We start from the raw sequence: 18,634 nt of genomic DNA on the forward strand, positions 1-18,634 counted from the left end.
AGGGAACCAGTCACATGAACATCCAGACCACCCCCAAGACCGGCCCGGCGCTGCGGGTCTCCGAAAAGTCGCCCGATCTCGACAACCTGCGCATCGAGCTGGTCGAACCGGCCGTTCCCGCGCCCGGCCCCGGCCAGGTGCTGGTCGAGATCCGCGCGGCCGGCGTCAATCCGTCCGACGTCAAGGCCTCGCTCGGCCACATGCCGCATGCGGTGTGGCCGCGCATCCCCGGCCGCGACTTCGCGGGCATCGTCGTCGAGGGGCCGCAGGCGCTGGTCGGCACCGAGGTCTGGGGCGGCGGCGGCGAGCTCGGCATCACCCAGAACGGCAGCCATGCCCGCTACATGGTGCTGCCGCAGGCCGCGGTGCGGGCAAAGCCTTCGGGCATGAGCTTCGAGGAAGCCGGCGCCATCGGCGTGCCCTTCATCACCGCCTTCGAAGGCCTGCGCGAGGCCGGCGGCGTCCAGCCCTGGGACAATGTCCTGGTGTGCGGGGCCAACGGCAAGGTCGGCCAGGCGGCGATCCAGCTGGCGACGCTCGCCGGTGCCCGGGTCTTCGCGGCCGAGTACAAGCCGACGCCCTATCTCGGTCACGCCAACTCCGAGATCGAGATGCTCGACAGCTCCTCGCAGGACATCGCCGCCATCGTGCGCGAGAAGACCGGCGGCCAGGGCGCTGACATCGTGTTCAACACGGTCGGCAGCCCCTATTTCGAGATCGGCAACGCAGCGCTGGCCAAGCAGGGGCGGCAGATCTTCATTTCCACCTTCGACCGGGCGGTGCCCTTCGACATCTTCAACTTCTTCCGCGGCCGCCACAAGTTCATCGGCATCGACACGCTGGCGCTCGACAGCGTCTACGGCGCGCGCATCTTCGACAAGCTGAAGCCGAAGTTCGAGCAGGGTCTCCTGAAGCCCTTCCCGATCAACGAGCGCGCCGTCTACGGTCTCAAGGATGCCGCCACCGCTTACGCCTCCGTTCTGCGCTCCACGCCGGATCGCGTGATCCTGAGGCCGCAGGGATGAAGGTCACCCGTATCGGCGAGGCGCCGGCCTACCAGGCGCCGGAGCATTACGACATGGCGATGGTCCGCCTGCAGGGACACGAGGCGAGCGAGACGGCCGCCATGTGGGCGGGCCTCTCCCACCTCCTGCCAGGCGGTCACACCTCGCTGAAGGCTTCGCCGCACGAGAAGATCTACGTGGTGATCGCCGGCGAGGTCACCATCGGCAACGGCGAGGAGGAGGCCGTGCTCGGCCCGCTCGATTCCTGCGTCATCTCCCGCGGCGAGGCCCGCAAGCTGGAGAACCGCGGCAAGCTGCCCGCGACCGTCCTTCTGGTCATGGAGAAGGGCTGAGTCGCGTCCTGCGGCCGGCGATGATTTTTTTGCCGGCCGCATTTCTAATCGCCTCGCTGCCCGCCGTCCTGTCTGCTGCCGGGCCCGGCGCCGCGTTCGGCGGCGCGATGCCCATGCACCTGCCTGTTGCCCTGGAACAAAAAATCCGGCCCCGCGCGTCGTGGAGCGAGACTTTCGTTCGCCCGCAAGTACGGCGCGTTGCAGTATCGCGATATTTCTTCTGTTTTCAGTGGCTTCCGTCTGTCGGAGCTCTCGCGCCTTGTTGCGGGTGCGGGTGCGGAATGCCTGCCGGGTTGCATGTGTCTTGTAAGATTTTTCTTAAAATTTGTGTCTGTTTTTCTTGGGTTTCTCGAGGGGGTTTCCGCGGTTGCGCGCTCCTTCATAGTTTGTTGATAAGTTGTCGGTCTTCATTTGGAAACGTTTACTTATTGCAGGCATAATGGGCGCATGAGCTCGATGATCCTCGACGTGCTGCCCGACAACGAAGAGGGCCGTCTGCAGGCGCTGCACCGCCTGGACATCCTCCATTCCGGCCGCTCGGCGGAATTCGACGCGCTCGTCGAGACCGCCGCCGCCGTCTTCGGCTGTCCCATCGCGCTGGTGACGTTCGTCGACGAGCACCAGCAATGGTTCAAGGCTCGCTGCGGCCTGGAAATGGATGGCACGGCGAGAAGCGCTGCCATCTGCCGGCATACCATTCTGCAGCCGGATCTGCTGGTCGTTCCCGATCTTTCGAAAGATCCGCGTTTCCGCGAAGATCCGCTCGTGACCGGGGCACCGCATGCCCGCTTCTATGCCGGCTATCCCTTGTCGATCGACGGCGTGCACCGGCTCGGCTCGCTTTGCGTTATCGATACCGAACCGCACAATCCTTCTGCCGAGCAGCTGCAGCAGCTGCGCCATCTCGGCGTTGCGGCCGAGGGGCTAATCCGCGCCTATGCCGCACAGGCGGAGGCGGTGGCTCTGCGCGAAGAGGCGCAGCGCCAGCAGGCGCTGGTACAGACGCAGTCGCAGCTCATTGCCCAGACAACCAGCATTTCCGGCGTCGGCGGCTGGGAACTCGACCTGGAGCAGGACCGGCTCCTGTGGACCGACCAGGTGCGCCGTCTGCTGGAGGTGGACGAGGACTACGTTCCGGAGATGAAGAAGGCGCTGTGCTTCTTTCTGCCGGAGAGACGGGGCGATTTGCGCCTTGCGCTCGACGAAGCGCGCCTGCGCGGCTTCCCGTTCAGCCTTGAGCTCCCTGCGCGCACTGCAAAGGGGCGGGAGCGCTGGGTACGCCTTGCCGGCAAGCCGCTGACGCGCGGCGACAAGGTCGTGCGCATCGTCGGCGCCATCCGCGACGTGACCGACCGCAAGATGGCCGAGATCCGGCTGCAGCATTCGGAAGCGCTCTACCGCACGACCCTCGTGTCCCTGTCCGAAGGCGTGATCGTCGTCGACGCCGAAGGCCGGGTCCTGTCCCACAATCCGGCAGCCCTGGCCATGCTCGGTCTCGAAGGGCGCGAGATCACCGGGCTCTTCCTTGCCGCGCTCGATCTCGACTTCATCGACAAGGGGCATGACGGGCCCCGGCTCGGCAATCTTCTCGCCCTCGGCGCGGAAGATCCTGCTCGCCTGTCGAGCACCGTCGCCGGCCTTGCTCTCGCCGAGGGCGGCCTGCGTTGGCTGAACCTCAATGCAGTTGCCTTCAGGAGCCCCGTCGAAGGGGCGGGCGGCGGCGTGGTGATCTCGCTCACCGATGTGACACGGACCGTGCGCCAGGCCATGACCATCGAGGGCGTGTTCCAGAACTATCCCGGCGCGGTGGTCTATTTCGACCAGGACCTCGTCGTTGCGGGCTGGAACAAGACGTTCGAGAAGCTGCTCGACGTGTCGCCGGACTATCTTGCGGCGCGCCCGTCGCTCGCCGACTACGTGCTGATGAACGCCGAGCGCGGCGAATATGGCGAAGGCGATCCGCAGCAGCTTGCCCGCGAGAGGTTGGACCAGATCCTCGGCGGTCCCGAGCACGGCTATGAGCGTAGCCGGCCGAACGGCGACGTGATCGATATCCGCGGCACCTTCCTGCCCGGCGGCGGTCTGCTGTCGACATTCACCGACATTTCCGACCGCAAGCGGATCGAGCGGCAGCTGATCGAGAAGGAGCGGCTGGCGCGTGAGCGTTCGGACGAGCTCGGCGCCGTGCTGGCCAACATGAACCAGGGCGTCAGCGTCTTCGACCGCAACGGGCGCCTCACCCTGTGGAACGATCAATACAGCGTCCTGTTCGGACTTCCCGACGGCGGCCGCAGCCATGCAGGCCGGACGCTGGGCGATCTGATCTTCGAGACCAATTCCGGCGCAACTTCGCGGGCGGTTGTCGACGAGCGGGTGGCGCAGCTGATGCAGCAGCTGTCGGCCGGCGAGACGGTCCGCTCTATGTTCCGCCTGCGCTCCGGGCGGATCATTTCCACCGTCCATGCCCCGCTGCCTGACGGCGGCTGGGTCGGCACCCACGAGGACGTCACCGAGCGGGAGCGGGCGGCGGACAAGGTCCTGCATGCGGCGCGGCACGACACGCTGACGGGCCTTGCCAATCGCACCTATCTCAAGGAGAAGCTCGAACAACTGGTCGCAAGCGGAACGCCGAACCAGTCCTGTCTCGGCATTCTCATGCTGCTCGACCTCGACCGCTTCAAGCCGGTCAACGATGCGCTGGGCCACAATGCCGGCGATCTGCTGCTGCGCGAGGTTGCGGGGCGGCTACGGCGCTGCGCCCGAGAGAGCGATTTCGTCGCCCGGATCGGCGGCGATGAGTTCGCGGTTCTGATCGCCTGCGGACCGGGATGTGAGCGACCGTCCGCGATTGCCGAAGCCGTGGCACAGCGGATCCTGACCTCGATCTCCGAGCGCTTTTCCATCGATGGCAGCAGCGTCCAGATCGGCGCCAGCATCGGGATTACCCCCATTCTACCCGGCGCCGACCTGTCGGAGCTGATGCGCCAGGCCGATGCCGCCCTCTACGAAGTCAAGAACCAGGGGCGGAACGGCTTCCGTGCCTATCGGCCTGCGGGCAGCGCACCGGAAGCGGCTGCGGATCAGGACAATGCCGCCGCCGTCTGGCCGGCCTTTGCCTCGGCGGGTGTCGAGGCGCGCACCAGTGCGCTGCAGGGCAGCAGGACCGTCCAGTATCAAACCATCGTCTGCTTGCGTAGTCGAGAGCTTCGCGGCTATCAGGTCCTGCAGCCGGGTTCCGGGCAGGGCGGAACCCCTGCCGATGGTCCCCAGGAAACGGCAGCGCTGGAACGTGCGACATCTGCCTTTCTGCGCAAGATTCTCACGGACGTCGCGCGCACCCGGGGCAACAGGAAGTTCGCCCTGTCCTTGAGCGTGCGGCAGTTCGGGCTGGAGAGCCTGGCCTCCATCGTCGAGAACGAGATCGACATTGCCGGCATCACGCCCGGGCGTATCCACCTGCAGGTGGCCGACAGCTACTTCCTGGTCGATTCCGCCGCGGCGCTGCGTCAGTTCGAGGCGCTGCGGGCCATCGGCGTGCGGCTGGTGCTGGACCGTTTCGGCTCCGACTCGTCCTCGCTGCAGCTGCTCGGCCGCTTCAGCTTCGATTCCCTGCGCATCGACCGCAGCGCCCTGCACGACATGATGTCCGGCGGGCGCGGCGAAACGGTGATCCGCGCGCTGGTCGCCGTGGCCAGAACGTTCAATGTCGATGTTGCCGTCGACGGCATCGACACCGAGGAGACGGCGCAGCTGTTGCAGGCCTGCGGCTGCGTCCAGGGGCAGGGCGGGCTTTTCGGCCCCCCCGGGCCCATCGAGACCTTCCTCTCCGTCGCCTGAATGTTCTGCCGGACCACGCGCCGTGCGACTGCGCCAACTCGGCGGTTGCTTTGGCGCGTGAATTCATTAGGTAAGGGCCGAGGGCCGGTCGTCTGTTGTCGCGCCGGCAGCGGGCACAATCCCCGGGCACAACCCAAGAGGCGGCTGATCCATGCAGCAACTGAAGCTGGCGGCACTGGACGAGGAAGACCTGTCGGTGATCTCCGCGCAGGTCCAGGACGCGGTCCTGAAGGTCGGCGACATCCGCTACTATCCCGCCGACCGCCATCTGGTGCTCGCCATGAACCGTTTCGCCTGGGACGGCGAGGGCACCGGCGCCCGCGCCTCCAACGAGCGCCGCCGTTCCGCTCTGTCCTTCGCCCGGGCCGAGCGCCCGCGCGCGCAGAACATCCGCCAGGACGCCAAGGACGCCGTCCTGTCGCTGCTCGCGGTCAACTTCGTCGCCACCGAGGAGCCGGCGGGGCGCATCGATCTCGTCTTCGCCGGCGGAGCCACGCTCTCCTTCGACGTGGAGTGCATCGAGGCGCAGCTCGCCGATCTCGGCGCCGCCTGGGCGACCGAGCATCGCCCCAGCCACGAGACCGACTGACCTTTCCTCACGACCTTCCGGGCCCGGCCCGGCCAATTGTGGAGCTTCCGCCCGTGGCGATCCGCCTGTCCACCAGCGCAACCGGTTTTGCGGCCGACTTCTCGGCCCTCCTGTCCAGCAAGCGTGAAGCGTCCGCCGATGTCGACACGGCGGTGCGCGACATCATCGAGGACGTGAAGCAGCGCGGCGATGCGGCTCTGCTCGACTACACCCGCCGTTTCGACCGGCTGGAGGCGGAAAGCCTTGCTGACCTGACCGTCACCGCCGAAGAGATCGAAGAGGCGGTGAAGAAGGTCGACCCGCGCACGCTCGACGCGCTGAAGCTGGCCCGCGACCGCATCGCCTCTCATCACGCCCGCCAGATGCCGGCGGACGACCGCTACACCGATCCGCTCGGCGTCGAGCTCGGCTCGCGCTGGACGGCCATCGAGGCGGTCGGCCTCTATGTGCCCGGCGGCACGGCCAGCTATCCCTCGTCCGTGCTGATGAACGCGGTTCCCGCCGGCGTTGCCGGCGTGTCGCGCATGGTCATGTGCGTGCCGAGCCCGGACGGAGCGCTCAACCCGCTGGTGCTGGCCGCCGCCCACCTTGCCGGCGTCACCGAGATCTATCGCATCGGCGGGGCGCAGGCGGTTGCCGCCCTGGCCTTCGGCACGCATACCATTCGCCCGGTCTCCAAGATCGTCGGCCCCGGCAACGCCTATGTCGCAGCTGCCAAGCGCCGGGTGTTCGGCACGGTCGGCATCGACATGATCGCTGGCCCGTCCGAGATCCTCGTGGTCGCCGACGGCGCCAACGATCCCGACTGGATCGCCGCCGATCTCCTGTCGCAGGCCGAGCACGACACCAGCGCCCAGTCGATCCTGATCACCGACGATGCAGGTTTCGCCGAGGCCGTCGAGAAGGCGGTCGAGCGCCAGCTGAAGACCCTGCCGCGCGCCGATGTCGCCGGCCCCAGCTGGGCCGATTTCGGCGCGGTCATCACCGTTGCCTCGATGGACGAGGCGCCGGCGCTGGTCGATGCCATCGCGCCGGAGCATCTGGAGCTGGCGGTGGAGGATCCCGAGGCCCTGTTCGCACGCATCCGTAATGTCGGCGCCGTCTTCCTTGGCCGCCACACGCCCGAGGCCATCGGCGATTATGTCGGCGGCTCCAACCACGTGCTGCCGACGGCCCGCTCGGCGCGCTTTTCCTCCGGCCTCTCGGTGCTGGACTTCGTCAAGCGCACCTCGATCCTGCGCTGCAACGCGGAGAACCTGCGCGCCCTCGGCCCTGCCGCGATCGCGCTGGCCGAGGCGGAGGGCCTTGCGGCCCACGGCCGCTCGGTCGCCATCCGGCTCAATCTTTGAGCCGGGTCCGCCGCCGCATCGCAGTTCGGGCGGCTTGTCGGATGGCCCCTCGACGCGATAGGTGTTGGGCAGCCGCTGACGGGCACCGGGACCACGGTGCAGGCAATGGAGGGCGCAAGCGCAGGTCATGGCACAGAACAACAGCGCCCGGCTGGTTGCGGTGGAGCTCGACGAGGGCTCCATCCTGCGCTCGACGCCCGATGTCGAGCACGAACGCGCGGTCGCGATCTACGACCTCATCGAGGAAAACGAGTTCGAGCCGCTGGGCGATGCCGGCGGTCCCTACCGGCTGAAGCTGTCGCTCGTCGAAAAGCGCCTCGTCTTTCTGGTCGAGCGGGAGGAGGGCGATCCGGTCGTCACCCACATCCTGTCGCTGACGCCGCTGCGCAAGGTGGTGAAGGACTACTTCCTGATCTGCGAGAGCTATTTCGAGGCGATCAAGACGGCGACACCCAGCCAGATCGAGGCCATCGACATGGGCCGCCGCGGTGTCCACAACGAGGGCTCGCGCATCCTGATGGAGCGTCTGGAGGGCAAGATCCGGGTGGACATGCAGACCGCCCGCCGCCTCTTCACCCTCGTCTGCGCCCTGCACTGGAAGGGTTAGCAGCGTGTCAGGGCCGGGGGACGTACCCGGTAAGATCCCCGACATGATACCCGGCACCGCCTCCTCGGCGGCGCCGGGAGCGGTGCTGTTCGCCTGCGGCATGAATGCGGTGCGCTCGCCGATGGCGGCGGCGATCCTTGCCAAGCTGTTTCCCGGCCGCGTCTACGTGAAGTCCTGCGGCGTGCGCGCTGGCGAGCCCGATCCCTTCGTCGAGGCGGTGATGAGCGAGATCGGCTGCGATCTTGCCGCGCATCGGCCGAGGACCTTCGAGGATCTCGACGAGTCGGGCTTCGACCTCGTGCTGACGCTGGCGCCGGAGGCCCATCACAAGGCGCTGGAGATGACACGCACGGATGCGGTCGAGGTCGAATACTGGCCAACGCCCGACCCCACGCTCGCCACCGGATCGCGCGACCAGATCCTCGACAGCTACCGCGCCGTCCGCGACCTGCTGATGGCCCGCATCAAGAAGCGTTTCGGCTGGACCGCGACCCCGGGCGGATAGGGCCCGTGCCGGGGCTCTGCACAGCCGCGGATTTTCGCGAATCCTTCTGTTCCCTTTCTCGGCCCGATCCGTTAGGTTCCCGCCACATCTGGCTCGATAATCAGGAATCCATATGGCCAAGGAAGAAGTACTTGAATTTCCGGGGGTGGTCACCGAACTGCTTCCGAACGCGACGTTTCGCGTGAAGCTCGAAAACGACCACGAAATCATTGCCCACACGGCAGGGCGCATGCGCAAGAACCGTATTCGCGTTCTCGCCGGCGACCGCGTGCTTGTCGAGATGACGCCCTACGACCTGACCAAGGGTCGCATCACCTACCGTTTCAAGTGATGCCGCAGGGCCGTCCGGCCCGGCCCGTCACCCGCGACAGAGAGACAGCGGTCCGATGATCGCCGCAGCTTCCGACGAGAGCAATACCGACGGGACACGTGCGAAGGGCGCGCGCCCGACGCTTGTGCTTGCCTCCGGCTCGCCGCGCCGTCTGGCGCTGCTCCAGCAGATCGGCATCGACCCCGACACGCTCCTGCCCGCCGACATCGACGAGACGCCGCGCCGGGGCGAGACCCCGCGTGCGCTGGCGCAGCGCCTGGCCCGCACCAAGGCAGAGGTGGCGCGGCGCGCCGCCGACCGCAATGCGGCCAATGTCGACGGGCTGGTGCTTGCCGCGGATACCGTTGTCGCGGTCGGTCGCCGCATCCTGCCCAAGGCGGAAACCCACGAGCAGGCCCGAGCCTGCCTGGAGCTGCTGTCGGGCCGCGGTCACCGGGTCTACACCGCGCTGTGCATCAGCGCGCCGAAGGACGTGGTGCGTCAGCGCCTCGTCGAGACGCGCGTGCGCTTCAAGCGCCTGTCGCGCGCCGAAATCAACGCCTATCTCGACAGCGGCGAATGGCGCGGCAAGGCTGGCGGCTACGCCATCCAGGGACTGGCGGGCGCCTTCGTCGCCAAGCTGGTCGGCTCCTATTCCAACGTGGTCGGGCTGCCGCTGCACGAGACGGCCAACATGCTGGCCGGGCTCAAGTATCCGGTGCTCGCCGGCTGGGCCGACCCCGCCGCCATCCGTCCCTGATCCGCCTCGCGCATTCCCGGCACGCCCTTCGCGGCGGCGAGGGGCAATTCCCGCTTGGCCTTGCCGGCGGTTCCTTGCCATAACGGGCGCAGTCCAAACCGGTGGTCTTGAGGTGGAAGACGGCGCGTGCGTGCCGTCCGCCTCGGGGTGATCATGCAAAGCGGGGAATGCCGATGAATCTCGCAGCCTGGCTGGCGCGGGCCGGAAGGTCGCGCGCGGATGCGGTCGCGCTGGCGCGCGGCAGCTCGCCGATCGCCAGCTACCGCGATTTTGCCGGCCGTTCGGCCCGTCTCGCCGGCAGCCTCCTCACCCATTACGGCCTTGCCCGCGGCGACCGCGTCGCCATCGTCGCCAAGAACGGCCCGCATTACCTGGAGGCGCTTTACGCGATCTGGTGGGCGGGCCTCGTCGCCGTGCCGGTCAACGTGAAACTGCACAGCGCCGAGATCGGCTGGATCCTGGAGAATTGCGGCGCGCGCCTTGCGCTCGTCAGCTCCGGCATGGAGGCCGATGTCGCCGCCTATGCGCCCGAGGGCCTGCGCGATGTGGTGACGCTCGGCGGGCCGCAGTTCTGGTCGCTGGTCGCCGGCGATCCGGCGCCGCTCGCCGAGGCCGCGCCCGACGATCTCGCCTGGCTGTTCTACACCTCCGGCACCACCGGCCGGCCCAAGGGCGCGATGCTCAGCCACCGCAACCTCGTCGCCATGAGCCTTGCCTATCTCACCGATGTCGACCCGGTAGCGGAGGGCGACACGCTGCTCCATGCCGCGCCGATGAGCCACGGCTCGGGCCTCTACGCCATGGCCCATGTCATGCGCTTCGGCATCAATGCGGTGGCCGAGTCGGGCGGCTTCGAGGCGGACGAGGTGCTGGAGATCGTCTCGCGCAGCCGCGGCGTGTCGATGTTCGCCGCCCCCACCATGGTCCGCCGCCTGACGGAATGCCCGATGGAGGCGATGACGGAGAACATCCGCACCATCGTCTGGGGCGGCGCGCCGATGCATGTCGCCGACACCCGCCGGGCCATCGACCGCTTCGGCCCGCGCTTTGCGCAGATCTACGGCCAGGGCGAGACGCCGATGACCGGCACCGTCCTGTCGAAGGCGGATATCGCCGACCGCGACCATCCGCGCTGGGAGGCGCGCCTTGCCAGCGCCGGCCTCGTCAGTTCCGTTGTCGAGATGCGGATCGACGGCGCGGAGGCGGATCACGGCGAGACCGGCGAGATCCTGGTGCGCGGCGACACGGTGATGCTCGGCTACTGGGACAATCCGGACGCGAGCGCCGAGGCGCTGCGCGGCGGCTGGCTCCACACCGGCGATGTCGGCAGTTTCGACGCGGACGGCTACCTGACGCTGCTCGACCGCTCGAAGGACGTGATCATCTCCGGCGGCACCAACATCTATCCGCGCGAGGTGGAGGAGGTGCTGCTGACCCATCCGGGCGTGCGCGAAGTCTCGGTCATCGGCCGGCCGGACGCGGAATGGGGCGAAAGCATCGTCGCCTGTTATGCCGGCGATGCCGAGCCTGCCGAACTCGACGCCTTGTGCCTGGAGCATATCGCCCGCTTCAAGCGGCCGAAGGACTATCTGCAGCTGCCCGAGCTGCCGAAGAACAACTACGGCAAGATCCTCAAGACGGAGCTCAGGGCGATGGACCAGCGCCGCGTCCGGCGCGGCGGCTGAGCGCCTCCCGCGGACGTTGCGGTCGACGTCGGCGGGCCGCTCCAGTATAGCTGAACCGACACCAACCGGCCTGCTTCGGGCCGAGGGAGAGACCATGACGAGCGCACAGGACGAAGGCAAACAGCAAAGGCGGGCGCGGCCCTGTCCTGGCTGCGGCAAGCTGTCGGTGGAGCGCTACCGTCCCTTCTGTTCGGCGCGCTGCGCCGATGTCGATCTCAACCGCTGGCTTTCGGGAAGCTACAGCGTGCCGGTGGTCGAGCTGGAGCCGGAGGACCTTGCCGCGCTCGAGGCGGCCCAGGAAAATCTGGAAAATCGCGATTGACGCAGGGGATCGCGCCGGTTTGTGACCCGTATCACCCCGCGATCCGGGCAAACGGGTAGGGTAGCAACGAGACGAGCGGCGAGGCTGCTTGCCGACAGGAGACTGGACATGGTCACGACCTTCCGCCCCCTTGCCGTCGCCGTTGCGGCCCTTTTCGCCATGGCCGGCCAGCCGGCGCTCGCCAGCGAGCCCGTCGGCGTCGCCAGCGCCGTCAACCAGAGCGCCCAGAGCCAGCGTGGCGGCGCGGGCATGCGCACCATCCGCATCGGCACCGACTTCGCGAACCGCGAGAAGATCGAGACCGGCGCCTCGGGCCTGGTGCAGATCCTGCTCGCCGACGGGTCCAACTTCGTCGTCGGGCCCAATTCGAGCCTCGTGATCGACGAGTTCGTCTATTCGCCCTCCGCCGGCACGGGGCGCATCGTCGCCACCTTCGGCCGCGGCGTCGCCCGCTATGTCGGCGGTCGCATTTCCAAGCAGCGCGGCGGCGTCACCATCAACACCCGCCAGGGCACCATCGGTGTGCGCGGCGGCATGACCAACCTGGTCGACCGCGACGGGCAGACGGTCTTCTCCTTCCTTTATGGCAAGGACCTGACCTTCGTCGGCCGCAACGGCAAGAAGACCCGCGTCTACCGGCCGGGCTTCTCCATCGTCGCCAATGGCGGCCAGGGCGCCTCCCAGCGCACGCCCGGCTCGGTCGTCGCCAGCGTCAACCGGATCCTGTCGGCCAACCGTCCTTCCGGCAGCCGGCCGAGCGCCAGCCAGCTTGCCCGCTTCGCCGCGGTCAATTCCTCGCTGCCGCCCAAGTCCGAGGCACAGTATCCCGCGCCGGTGCTGAGCAGCGGGCCGCAGGGGCCGGATCCGCGCGACGTCAACCACGCCAATTCCGTCTACATCAAGTCGAACACCACCACCTATTGCGGCTACTACTGCTACTGAAGCCCTCGACTTTGCGGGGATGAGTGCGCCCACGCTCACCGCACGGCTTCGGGAACGGTTGATCTGCCCCCGGCAAGCTGGCAGTCTCGCAATTGCGAATGCCGGGAGACGGGGCACGGTGCCTTTTCCCTTCCCGGCAGCCTGGGCAGTCGCCGCATCGACGGTGCGCGGCCTCATCGTATGGGGAGTGGACAGTATGCGGGTTGCTTCTTTCCGCGCGGCCATGCTGGCCGCTGCGAGCGGCATGGTGTTGTCGGCCTCTGTTGCGGTGGCGCCGGCGCAGGCCGATTACGCCCTGACCATCCTGCACATCAACGACCTGCATTCGCGCCTCGAGCCGATCAACAAGTACGATTCCACCTGCAGCGCCGAGGACGACGCGGCCGGCAAGTGCTTCGGCGGCATCGCCCGCGTCAAGAGCAAGATCGACGAGCGGCGCGCAGCGCTGGCCGCGTCTGGTCGCAACGTGCTGACGCTGGACGCCGGCGACCAGTTCCAGGGCTCGCTGTTCTATTCCACCTACCGGGGCGCCGCCGCGGCCGAGTTCATGAACATGATCGGCTTCGATGCGATGGCCGTCGGCAATCATGAATTCGACGACGGCCCGGCCGGCCTTGCCGGCTTCCTCGACAAGGTCGAAACCAAGGTCCTGTCCGGCAATATCGAGGTGGAGAACGAGCCGACGCTGAAGGGCAGGGTGCCCGGAACGCTGGTGCTCGAGATCGGCGGCCAGAAGGTCGGCATCGTCTCGGTGCTGGCCGAGGATACGGTCGAAACGTCCTCGCCCGGCCCCAACGTCTTCTTCCAGCGCGCCGAAACCTATCTGAAGGGCGCGGTCGAGGGGCTGCAGGCGGCCGGCGTCGACAAGATCATCGCGCTGACCCATATGGGCCTGCCGCGCGACATGGAGATCGCAGCGCGCGTGCCGGGCATCGACGTCATCGTCGGCGGCCACTCGCACACGCTCTTGTCCAACACGTTCGAAGGGGCCGCAGGGCCCTATCCGGTCCTGGTGCAGAACCCGGTCGGCCGCCAGGTGCCGATCGTCCAGGCCTATGCCTACGGCAAGTTCCTCGGCGAGATCGAGATCGTCTTCGACGATGCCGGCAACGTCACCTCCGCGACCGGCAATCCGATCCTGCTCGACGCCTCGGTGCCGGCCGACAAGACGGCGAGCGCCCGTCTTGCCGAGCTTGCCGCGCCGCTGGAGGAACTGCGCGCCAAGGTGATCGGCAGCACGAGCGAGACCATCGACGGCTCGCGCGACACCTGCCGGGCCGGCGAGTGCACCATGGGCACCCTCATCGCCGATGCCATGCTGGAGCGCACGCGCGGCCAGGGCGTGCAGATCGCCATCCAGAACGGCGGCGGCATCCGCGCTTCCATCGATGCCGGCGAGGTGACCATGGGCGAGGTGTTGACGGTGCTGCCGTTCCAGAACACGCTCGCCACCTTCCAGCTCAAGGGCCGCGACCTGGTCGCGGCGCTGGAAAACGGCGTCTCGCAGGTGGAGGAAGGCGCCGGCCGCTTCCCGCAGGTTGCCGGCATCCGCTTCACCTGGACCCGCGCGCGCAAGCCGGGCGACGGCCGCATCATCCAGGTCGAGGTCGAAGGCGAAAACGGCTGGGAACCGCTCGACATGGACAAGACCTATGTGGTCGCCACCAACAACTACATGCGCGGCGGCGGCGACGGCTACAAGATCTTCTCCGAGGCCGGGACCAATGCCTATGATTACGGGCCGGGACTGGAAACGGTGCTTGCCGATTACATCGCGGCGCGCCCCGACGGCTACAAGCCCTATACCGACGGCCGCGTGCGAGAGGTCAAGTAAGACGACCTTCGCGCCAGCCTTCGACCCGGCGCGCCCTGCCTCGCCGATGGCTGTCCGGCACCGCACGCCCTCAAGGACGCCTTTGCGGTCCTCGAGGGCGCATGTGCCCGGAATGCAACATGACCCTCATTATTTGACAGGGCCTATCCTTTGGGCGGGACTCTCGCCGGGCACGTAACGTAATCTCCCCACCGTTCAATACATGTTTTTCCGGAGGGGGCTCGTGGACGTGGCGGTTGTTGCCCGGCGTGGGGTACTGCGTATTGCTGGTGTTGCTGCAGCCGGTCTGATCGCTGTCGCCGGTTCGGCGCAGGCGCAGGACGTCGTCGCCCAGGCGCAAGATCAGCCTATGGTCTCCGGGGCTCCCATGACGCAGGAGCAGCTGCGCGCCCGCCAGACCGAGCTTCTGGCCGCGATGATGCGCGACCCGGCCAATCTCGACATCGCCTTCGAATACGCGACCCTTTCGGCTCGCATGGGCGACTACGAGGCGGCCATCGGCACCTTCGAGCGCATGCTGATCTACGCGCCGGGCCTGCCGCGCATCCAGCTGGAGCTCGGCGTCCTCTACTTCCGCCTCGGCTCCTTCGATGCCGCGCGCTCCTATTTCGAGCAGGCCCTCCAGACGCCGAACGTGCCGCCGGAAGTCGCCGAGCGCGTGCAGACCTTCCTGACCGCCATCGACAATGCCGAGGACCCGACCAAGTTCTCGGCGACGGTGATGACGGGCCTGCGCTGGCAGTCCAATGCCAATGCCGGCCCCGGCGGCCGGCAGGTCACGCTGAACGGCGTCACCTTCCTGCTCGACGATACGGCCATCGGCCGCGCCGACTGGAACGCCTTCGTCGCCGGCAACGTGCATGCGGCCTATGACCTGGGCACCCAGGGCGACCTGCTGGAGGCGGACCTGCTCTTCTACGGCGGGCGTTATTTCGACAGCACGCGGCTCAACACCGAGCTTGCGGAGCTGACCTTCGGCCCCTCGTTCAACATGGCCCGCTTCGACATCGACAATGCCCGGCTCGGCCTCTACGGCATCCTGACCGGCGTGCGGCTCGACAATTCCAACTATTCGGGCGCGACCGGCTTCGGCGCCCGGTTCGGCATCCAGCCGAGCCCGCTGTCCAGCGTCAACGCCAAGGTCGAGTACCGCTATCGCTGGTATCGCGACAGCCGCACCTATCCGACCGTCAGCGACCGCAACGGCTACCAGATCCTGGCGCAGCTCACCAACAGCTACCAGTTCTCCTCCGCCTGGGCGGGCCGCGTGACCCTGCTCGGCGATTACGAGCACGCCTCCGTGCGCTACGAGCAGAGCTGGGAGGCGGGTCTGTCCGCCGGTCTCACCTATCGCTTCGCCTCGCCGGTCGAGATGCTGCGCACCGTCTGGTCGGTGGACGCGGATGTCGGCTACATCCGCCGCGAGTTCGATGCGCCGGATCCGGCGATCAGCGCGACCGAGAGCCAGACCGACAACGAGCTGTGGGTGCGCGGCGCGCTCAACGTGCCGTTCCGCCAGGACATCGCCATGTCGCTGGCGGCGGAGTTCCGCCGCATGCAATCGAACTATCAGACGCGCGACTATTCCAACACGTCGCTGACGCTGAGCCTTATCAAGACGTTCTGACATCGCCTGACACACGGCATGAGACGCGCCGTTCATAGGGGGCTGATATGCGCAGGCAATATGTGATGGCGGCTCTGGGGGCTGCCCTTGTCGCGGTGCCCGGGTCCGCCATGGCCCGCAACGACGTGGGCGTCGCCGCCGCCGTCAACCAGGACGCCCTGCGCACGCCGCCGGGCGCCGGCACCCGCACCGTCGTTCTCGGCGACAACCTGATCTACCGCGAGCGGATCGAGACGGCCGGCGAGGGGCTGGTACAGATCCTGCTGGTCGACGGGTCCACCTTCACCGTCGGCGCCAATTCCGACCTCGTCATCGACGAGTTCGTCTACGATCCCAATGCCGGCACCGGCAAGCTGGTCGCGACATTCGGCAAGGGCGTCGCACGCTTCGTCGGCGGCCGGCTCAGCAAGAATGCCGGCGGCGTCACGGTCAAGACGCCGGTCGGCACCATCGGCATTCGCGGCGGCATCGCCAATCTCAACCTTCTGGGCGGCGGCGCGCGCTTCTCGCTGCTCTTCGGCGACGAGCTCAGCTTCACCGGCCTCAACGGCGAGACCCGGCGCATTTACGAGCGCGGCTACACGCTTGCCATCGCCTCGGCGCAGGCCGGCAACTACCGGCCGGAGATCCGCCGCACCAACCAGTCGGACATCGCCGGCGTGCAGCAGGGGCTCGGCGGTCGCCCGGGCCAGACCGGCGGCATCTCCAGCCCGCCGACCGACACCCAGGTCCGCACGTCCGGGATCGGCCCGGCCAATTCCGGCCAGCCGATCGTCACCGTCATGCCGCGCCCGCGCCCGGAGGTCGTTCAGTCGACCCGCATCACCGAGGGCGGCCAGGTCGTCAACGAGATCAACCACGGTGCCACCGGCGACATCATCCGCGACGTGGTCGTCACCGATCCGCCGCCGCCGGTCGAAGGCGGCGAGGTGGAAATGCGTGTGCTCACCGCCGCCTCGTCCTATGCTCCGGCCTTCGAGACCTTCACCGTCACCGATCCCGGCCGCCAGGGCCTCATCGGCGGCACCCCAGGCAGCGACACCACCGCCACCTTCACGGTGACCGGCGGCGGCACCCAGCTCACCGGCACGATCGGCGGCGAGACCATCACCATTCCGCTGCCGACGGGCGGCGAGGCGGCGTTCCGCGTCGTCACCTCGGGTGGGCGCACCGTGGCCGGCACGGTGCATCGCAACGGCAACCATTTCCTCGCCTTCACCTATTTCGAGGAGATTTCCGCGCCGCTGCTCATCCCCTCGGAGGGGCCCGGCGAGATCCCCGTGCCGCTGGCGGTCAACCGGCCGGTCTTCGGCTTGTGGGGCGTGCCCACCGATCCGAACGCGGTGCGCGTCACCGGCGCCAACCAGATCCGCCGCTATCACCTGTCGGCAGACCCGATCCAGGTCGCCCGGTCGGGCGTCGCCCATGACCTGTATTTCCTCAATCCGCTGGCCGGCGAGATGCTCGGCTCGTATTTCCTGCAGAACGTGCGCACCAGCGACTTCCTGGTGGTGACCGGCAACAACACCCTCGCCGACGAGGATCCGCGCTTCCTGGTCTCCTCCATGCTGATCCAGGGGCAGGGCGCCTTCCAGTCCTCGGCGATTTCCGTTTCGACAGGCCGGATCTACGAGGACGAAGTCGACGGCCTGGTCATCGGCGGGCCCCGGCGCGGCGGCTTCCGCGCCTCCGGCTACGACCCCTCCGTGCTCTATGCCGGGCCCGTCTCCTCCGTCGGCGGGGGCGATGGCGGCCATGTCTTCGGCCCGAACGGCGAAAACTTCGTCCTCGGCTTCGGCGTCGGCGATCTCGACACCGGCAACGACAGTTCGCCGCGCCTGCCGCTCCCCTACGGGTCCATCACCGACACCGTCTCCGGCTACACGCATGTGGGCCAGCTCGCCTCGACCTCGCCGGTCGGCGAGTTCACCCGCACCACACGGCTGCTCAACGGTTTTGCGTCCGGCATGGTCGAGGTCGGGACCAACAACGGCGTTGCCGTGCCGTTTTGGTCGCTGACGCCCGAGATGCTGACCATCGGCTTCGACGCGGTCAACAATTCGGTCGGTGCCAGCATGACCGTTCTGGACGCGCTGGAGGGGGACGACCACATCGCCGCGCTGGTGCTCGGCTTCGGCGACAGCCTGTTCACCACCGGTCCCAACGGCCAGTCGGCCCTGATCGACGACGACCGCTATGCGCTGACCTACAATTTCGGCGAGACCTTCGCGATCACCGAAGAGGGGTCGGTCATCGCCCCGGACAGCAATCCGCGCAGTTACATGGTGCCCTCCACGCTGGTGGCCGGGGCGGACAACGCGCTGTTCACCGATGTCGCCCGCTGCACCTGCGCCTTCATGGAGTGGGGGTACTGGGGCACGCGCTTCCGCGGCGAGGACGTGTCCGAAACGGCGCCGTTCGATCCGCGCCGGCGCGACTTCGTGCATCTGGGCACCTGGGCGGCCGGCGATGTCTCGACCTATGGCGAACTGCCGACGGTGGGCACCGCCTCCTATGCCGGCCATGCGGTCGGCAACGTGGCGCGCACGACCACCGACGGTCCGGTGCAGTATCTCGCCGCCGGCAATTTCAACATGACCTACGACTTCGGGTCGCGCAGCGGCAGTGCCAGCATCACCAATTTCGACGGCTACAATTTCGGCGGATCGGTGGCCGCGCCGACCGGCAGCCTCGAGGGGTTGAACCTCTTTGCCGGCGGGCTCGGCAATCCCGAGGAGACCTTGTCCGGCGTCCTGACCGGCTCCTTCGTGCGTGGCCCGGCCGGCCCGGCACAGGGCGTCGTCGGCAGCTTCGGCGTCTCGGACCCGTCGGGTTCCTACACCGCCACCGGCGTCGTCGTCGGCCAGCAGTAGGCGAGTTTCCTCAAGGGGTTGCCGGGCGAAGGCCTGG

The 18,634-nt window shown here is 67.8% G+C and carries 15 protein-coding genes; all 15 read left to right on the forward strand.

Going from position 1 to position 18,634, the window contains the following annotated elements; all coding sequences use genetic code 11:
- The first annotated feature begins 14 nt into the window (after window positions 1–14).
- Window positions 15–1,025, forward strand: coding sequence for a quinone oxidoreductase family protein (locus tag BBX35_RS14440; RefSeq protein WP_067221379.1), 1,011 nt, complete (start codon window positions 15–17; stop codon window positions 1,023–1,025).
- Window positions 1,022–1,357, forward strand: a complete 336-nt coding sequence (locus tag BBX35_RS14445) for a cupin domain-containing protein (protein WP_067221386.1) — start codon at window positions 1,022–1,024, stop codon at window positions 1,355–1,357. The genes BBX35_RS14440 and BBX35_RS14445 overlap by 4 nt, the downstream gene beginning before the upstream one ends.
- 447 nt (window positions 1,358–1,804) lie before the next feature.
- Entirely contained in the window at window positions 1,805–5,194 is a 3,390-nt protein-coding gene (locus BBX35_RS14450; RefSeq protein ID WP_067221388.1) for a bifunctional diguanylate cyclase/phosphodiesterase, read from the forward strand.
- A 151-nt stretch (window positions 5,195–5,345) separates the two neighbouring features.
- Window positions 5,346–5,783 carry a DUF2948 family protein gene (locus BBX35_RS14455; RefSeq protein WP_067221389.1) on the forward strand — a complete coding sequence of 146 codons (438 nt, stop codon included), beginning with the start codon at window positions 5,346–5,348 and terminating at the stop codon, window positions 5,781–5,783.
- Window positions 5,784–5,836: 53 nt separating this feature from the next.
- Window positions 5,837–7,132, forward strand: coding sequence for a histidinol dehydrogenase (gene hisD / locus BBX35_RS14460; RefSeq protein WP_067221655.1), 1,296 nt, complete (start codon window positions 5,837–5,839; stop codon window positions 7,130–7,132).
- 127 nt (window positions 7,133–7,259) lie between these two features.
- Window positions 7,260–7,739: a UPF0262 family protein gene (locus BBX35_RS14465; protein WP_067221391.1), complete on the forward strand. Its 480-nt coding sequence runs from the start codon at window positions 7,260–7,262 to the stop codon at window positions 7,737–7,739.
- Between the two features lie 43 nt (window positions 7,740–7,782).
- Entirely contained in the window at window positions 7,783–8,244 is a 462-nt protein-coding gene (locus tag BBX35_RS14470) for an arsenate-mycothiol transferase ArsC (protein ID WP_067221392.1), read from the forward strand.
- Window positions 8,245–8,356: 112 nt separating this feature from the next.
- Entirely contained in the window at window positions 8,357–8,575 is a 219-nt protein-coding gene (infA, locus tag BBX35_RS14475) for a translation initiation factor IF-1 (RefSeq protein ID WP_013653834.1), read from the forward strand.
- 55 nt (window positions 8,576–8,630) lie between these two features.
- Window positions 8,631–9,314 (forward strand): Maf-like protein, encoded by a 684-nt coding sequence (locus BBX35_RS14480; protein ID WP_067221394.1) that lies wholly within the window; start codon window positions 8,631–8,633, stop codon window positions 9,312–9,314.
- Between the two features lie 173 nt (window positions 9,315–9,487).
- A complete protein-coding gene (locus tag BBX35_RS14485) occupies window positions 9,488–10,999 on the forward strand; it encodes an AMP-binding protein (RefSeq protein ID WP_067221396.1) in 1,512 nt (503 codons plus the stop codon).
- Between the two features lie 94 nt (window positions 11,000–11,093).
- A complete protein-coding gene (gene yacG / locus BBX35_RS14490; protein WP_067221397.1) occupies window positions 11,094–11,321 on the forward strand; it encodes a DNA gyrase inhibitor YacG in 228 nt (75 codons plus the stop codon).
- A gap of 108 nt (window positions 11,322–11,429) precedes the next feature.
- Window positions 11,430–12,263, forward strand: a complete 834-nt coding sequence (locus BBX35_RS14495; protein WP_067221399.1) for a FecR family protein — start codon at window positions 11,430–11,432, stop codon at window positions 12,261–12,263.
- 196 nt (window positions 12,264–12,459) lie between these two features.
- Window positions 12,460–14,097: a bifunctional metallophosphatase/5'-nucleotidase gene (locus tag BBX35_RS14500; protein WP_067221400.1), complete on the forward strand. Its 1,638-nt coding sequence runs from the start codon at window positions 12,460–12,462 to the stop codon at window positions 14,095–14,097.
- A 367-nt stretch (window positions 14,098–14,464) separates the two neighbouring features.
- Complete coding sequence (locus BBX35_RS14505; RefSeq protein WP_171901456.1) at window positions 14,465–15,724, forward strand: tetratricopeptide repeat protein; 1,260 nt, start codon at window positions 14,465–14,467, stop codon at window positions 15,722–15,724.
- Between the two features lie 47 nt (window positions 15,725–15,771).
- The gene (locus BBX35_RS23795) at window positions 15,772–18,597 is read left to right on the forward strand and encodes a FecR family protein (RefSeq protein ID WP_083206304.1); all 2,826 of its coding nucleotides are present in this window, start codon (window positions 15,772–15,774) and stop codon (window positions 18,595–18,597) included.
- Window positions 18,598–18,634 lie beyond the last annotated feature (37 nt).

This window comes from Stappia indica, assembly GCF_001696535.1.
GTDB classification, from domain to species: Bacteria; Pseudomonadota; Alphaproteobacteria; order Rhizobiales; family Stappiaceae; genus Stappia; species Stappia indica.

Coding starts and splice junctions, on each gene's coding strand:
- BBX35_RS23795 (WP_083206304.1), top strand. CDS start 15,772: ATGCGCAGGCAATATGTGATGGCGGCTCTGGGGGCTGCCCTTGTCGCG.
- BBX35_RS14500 (WP_067221400.1), top strand. CDS start 12,460: ATGCGGGTTGCTTCTTTCCGCGCGGCCATGCTGGCCGCTGCGAGCGGC.
- BBX35_RS14485 (WP_067221396.1), top strand. CDS start 9,488: ATGAATCTCGCAGCCTGGCTGGCGCGGGCCGGAAGGTCGCGCGCGGAT.
- BBX35_RS14455 (WP_067221389.1), top strand. CDS start 5,346: ATGCAGCAACTGAAGCTGGCGGCACTGGACGAGGAAGACCTGTCGGTG.
- BBX35_RS14470 (WP_067221392.1), top strand. CDS start 7,783: ATGATACCCGGCACCGCCTCCTCGGCGGCGCCGGGAGCGGTGCTGTTC.
- infA (WP_013653834.1), top strand. CDS start 8,357: ATGGCCAAGGAAGAAGTACTTGAATTTCCGGGGGTGGTCACCGAACTG.
- BBX35_RS14505 (WP_171901456.1), top strand. CDS start 14,465: ATGACGCAGGAGCAGCTGCGCGCCCGCCAGACCGAGCTTCTGGCCGCG.
- yacG (WP_067221397.1), top strand. CDS start 11,094: ATGACGAGCGCACAGGACGAAGGCAAACAGCAAAGGCGGGCGCGGCCC.
- BBX35_RS14445 (WP_067221386.1), top strand. CDS start 1,022: ATGAAGGTCACCCGTATCGGCGAGGCGCCGGCCTACCAGGCGCCGGAG.
- BBX35_RS14480 (WP_067221394.1), top strand. CDS start 8,631: ATGATCGCCGCAGCTTCCGACGAGAGCAATACCGACGGGACACGTGCG.
- BBX35_RS14465 (WP_067221391.1), top strand. CDS start 7,260: ATGGCACAGAACAACAGCGCCCGGCTGGTTGCGGTGGAGCTCGACGAG.
- BBX35_RS14450 (WP_067221388.1), top strand. CDS start 1,805: ATGAGCTCGATGATCCTCGACGTGCTGCCCGACAACGAAGAGGGCCGT.
- BBX35_RS14440 (WP_067221379.1), top strand. CDS start 15: ATGAACATCCAGACCACCCCCAAGACCGGCCCGGCGCTGCGGGTCTCC.
- BBX35_RS14495 (WP_067221399.1), top strand. CDS start 11,430: ATGGTCACGACCTTCCGCCCCCTTGCCGTCGCCGTTGCGGCCCTTTTC.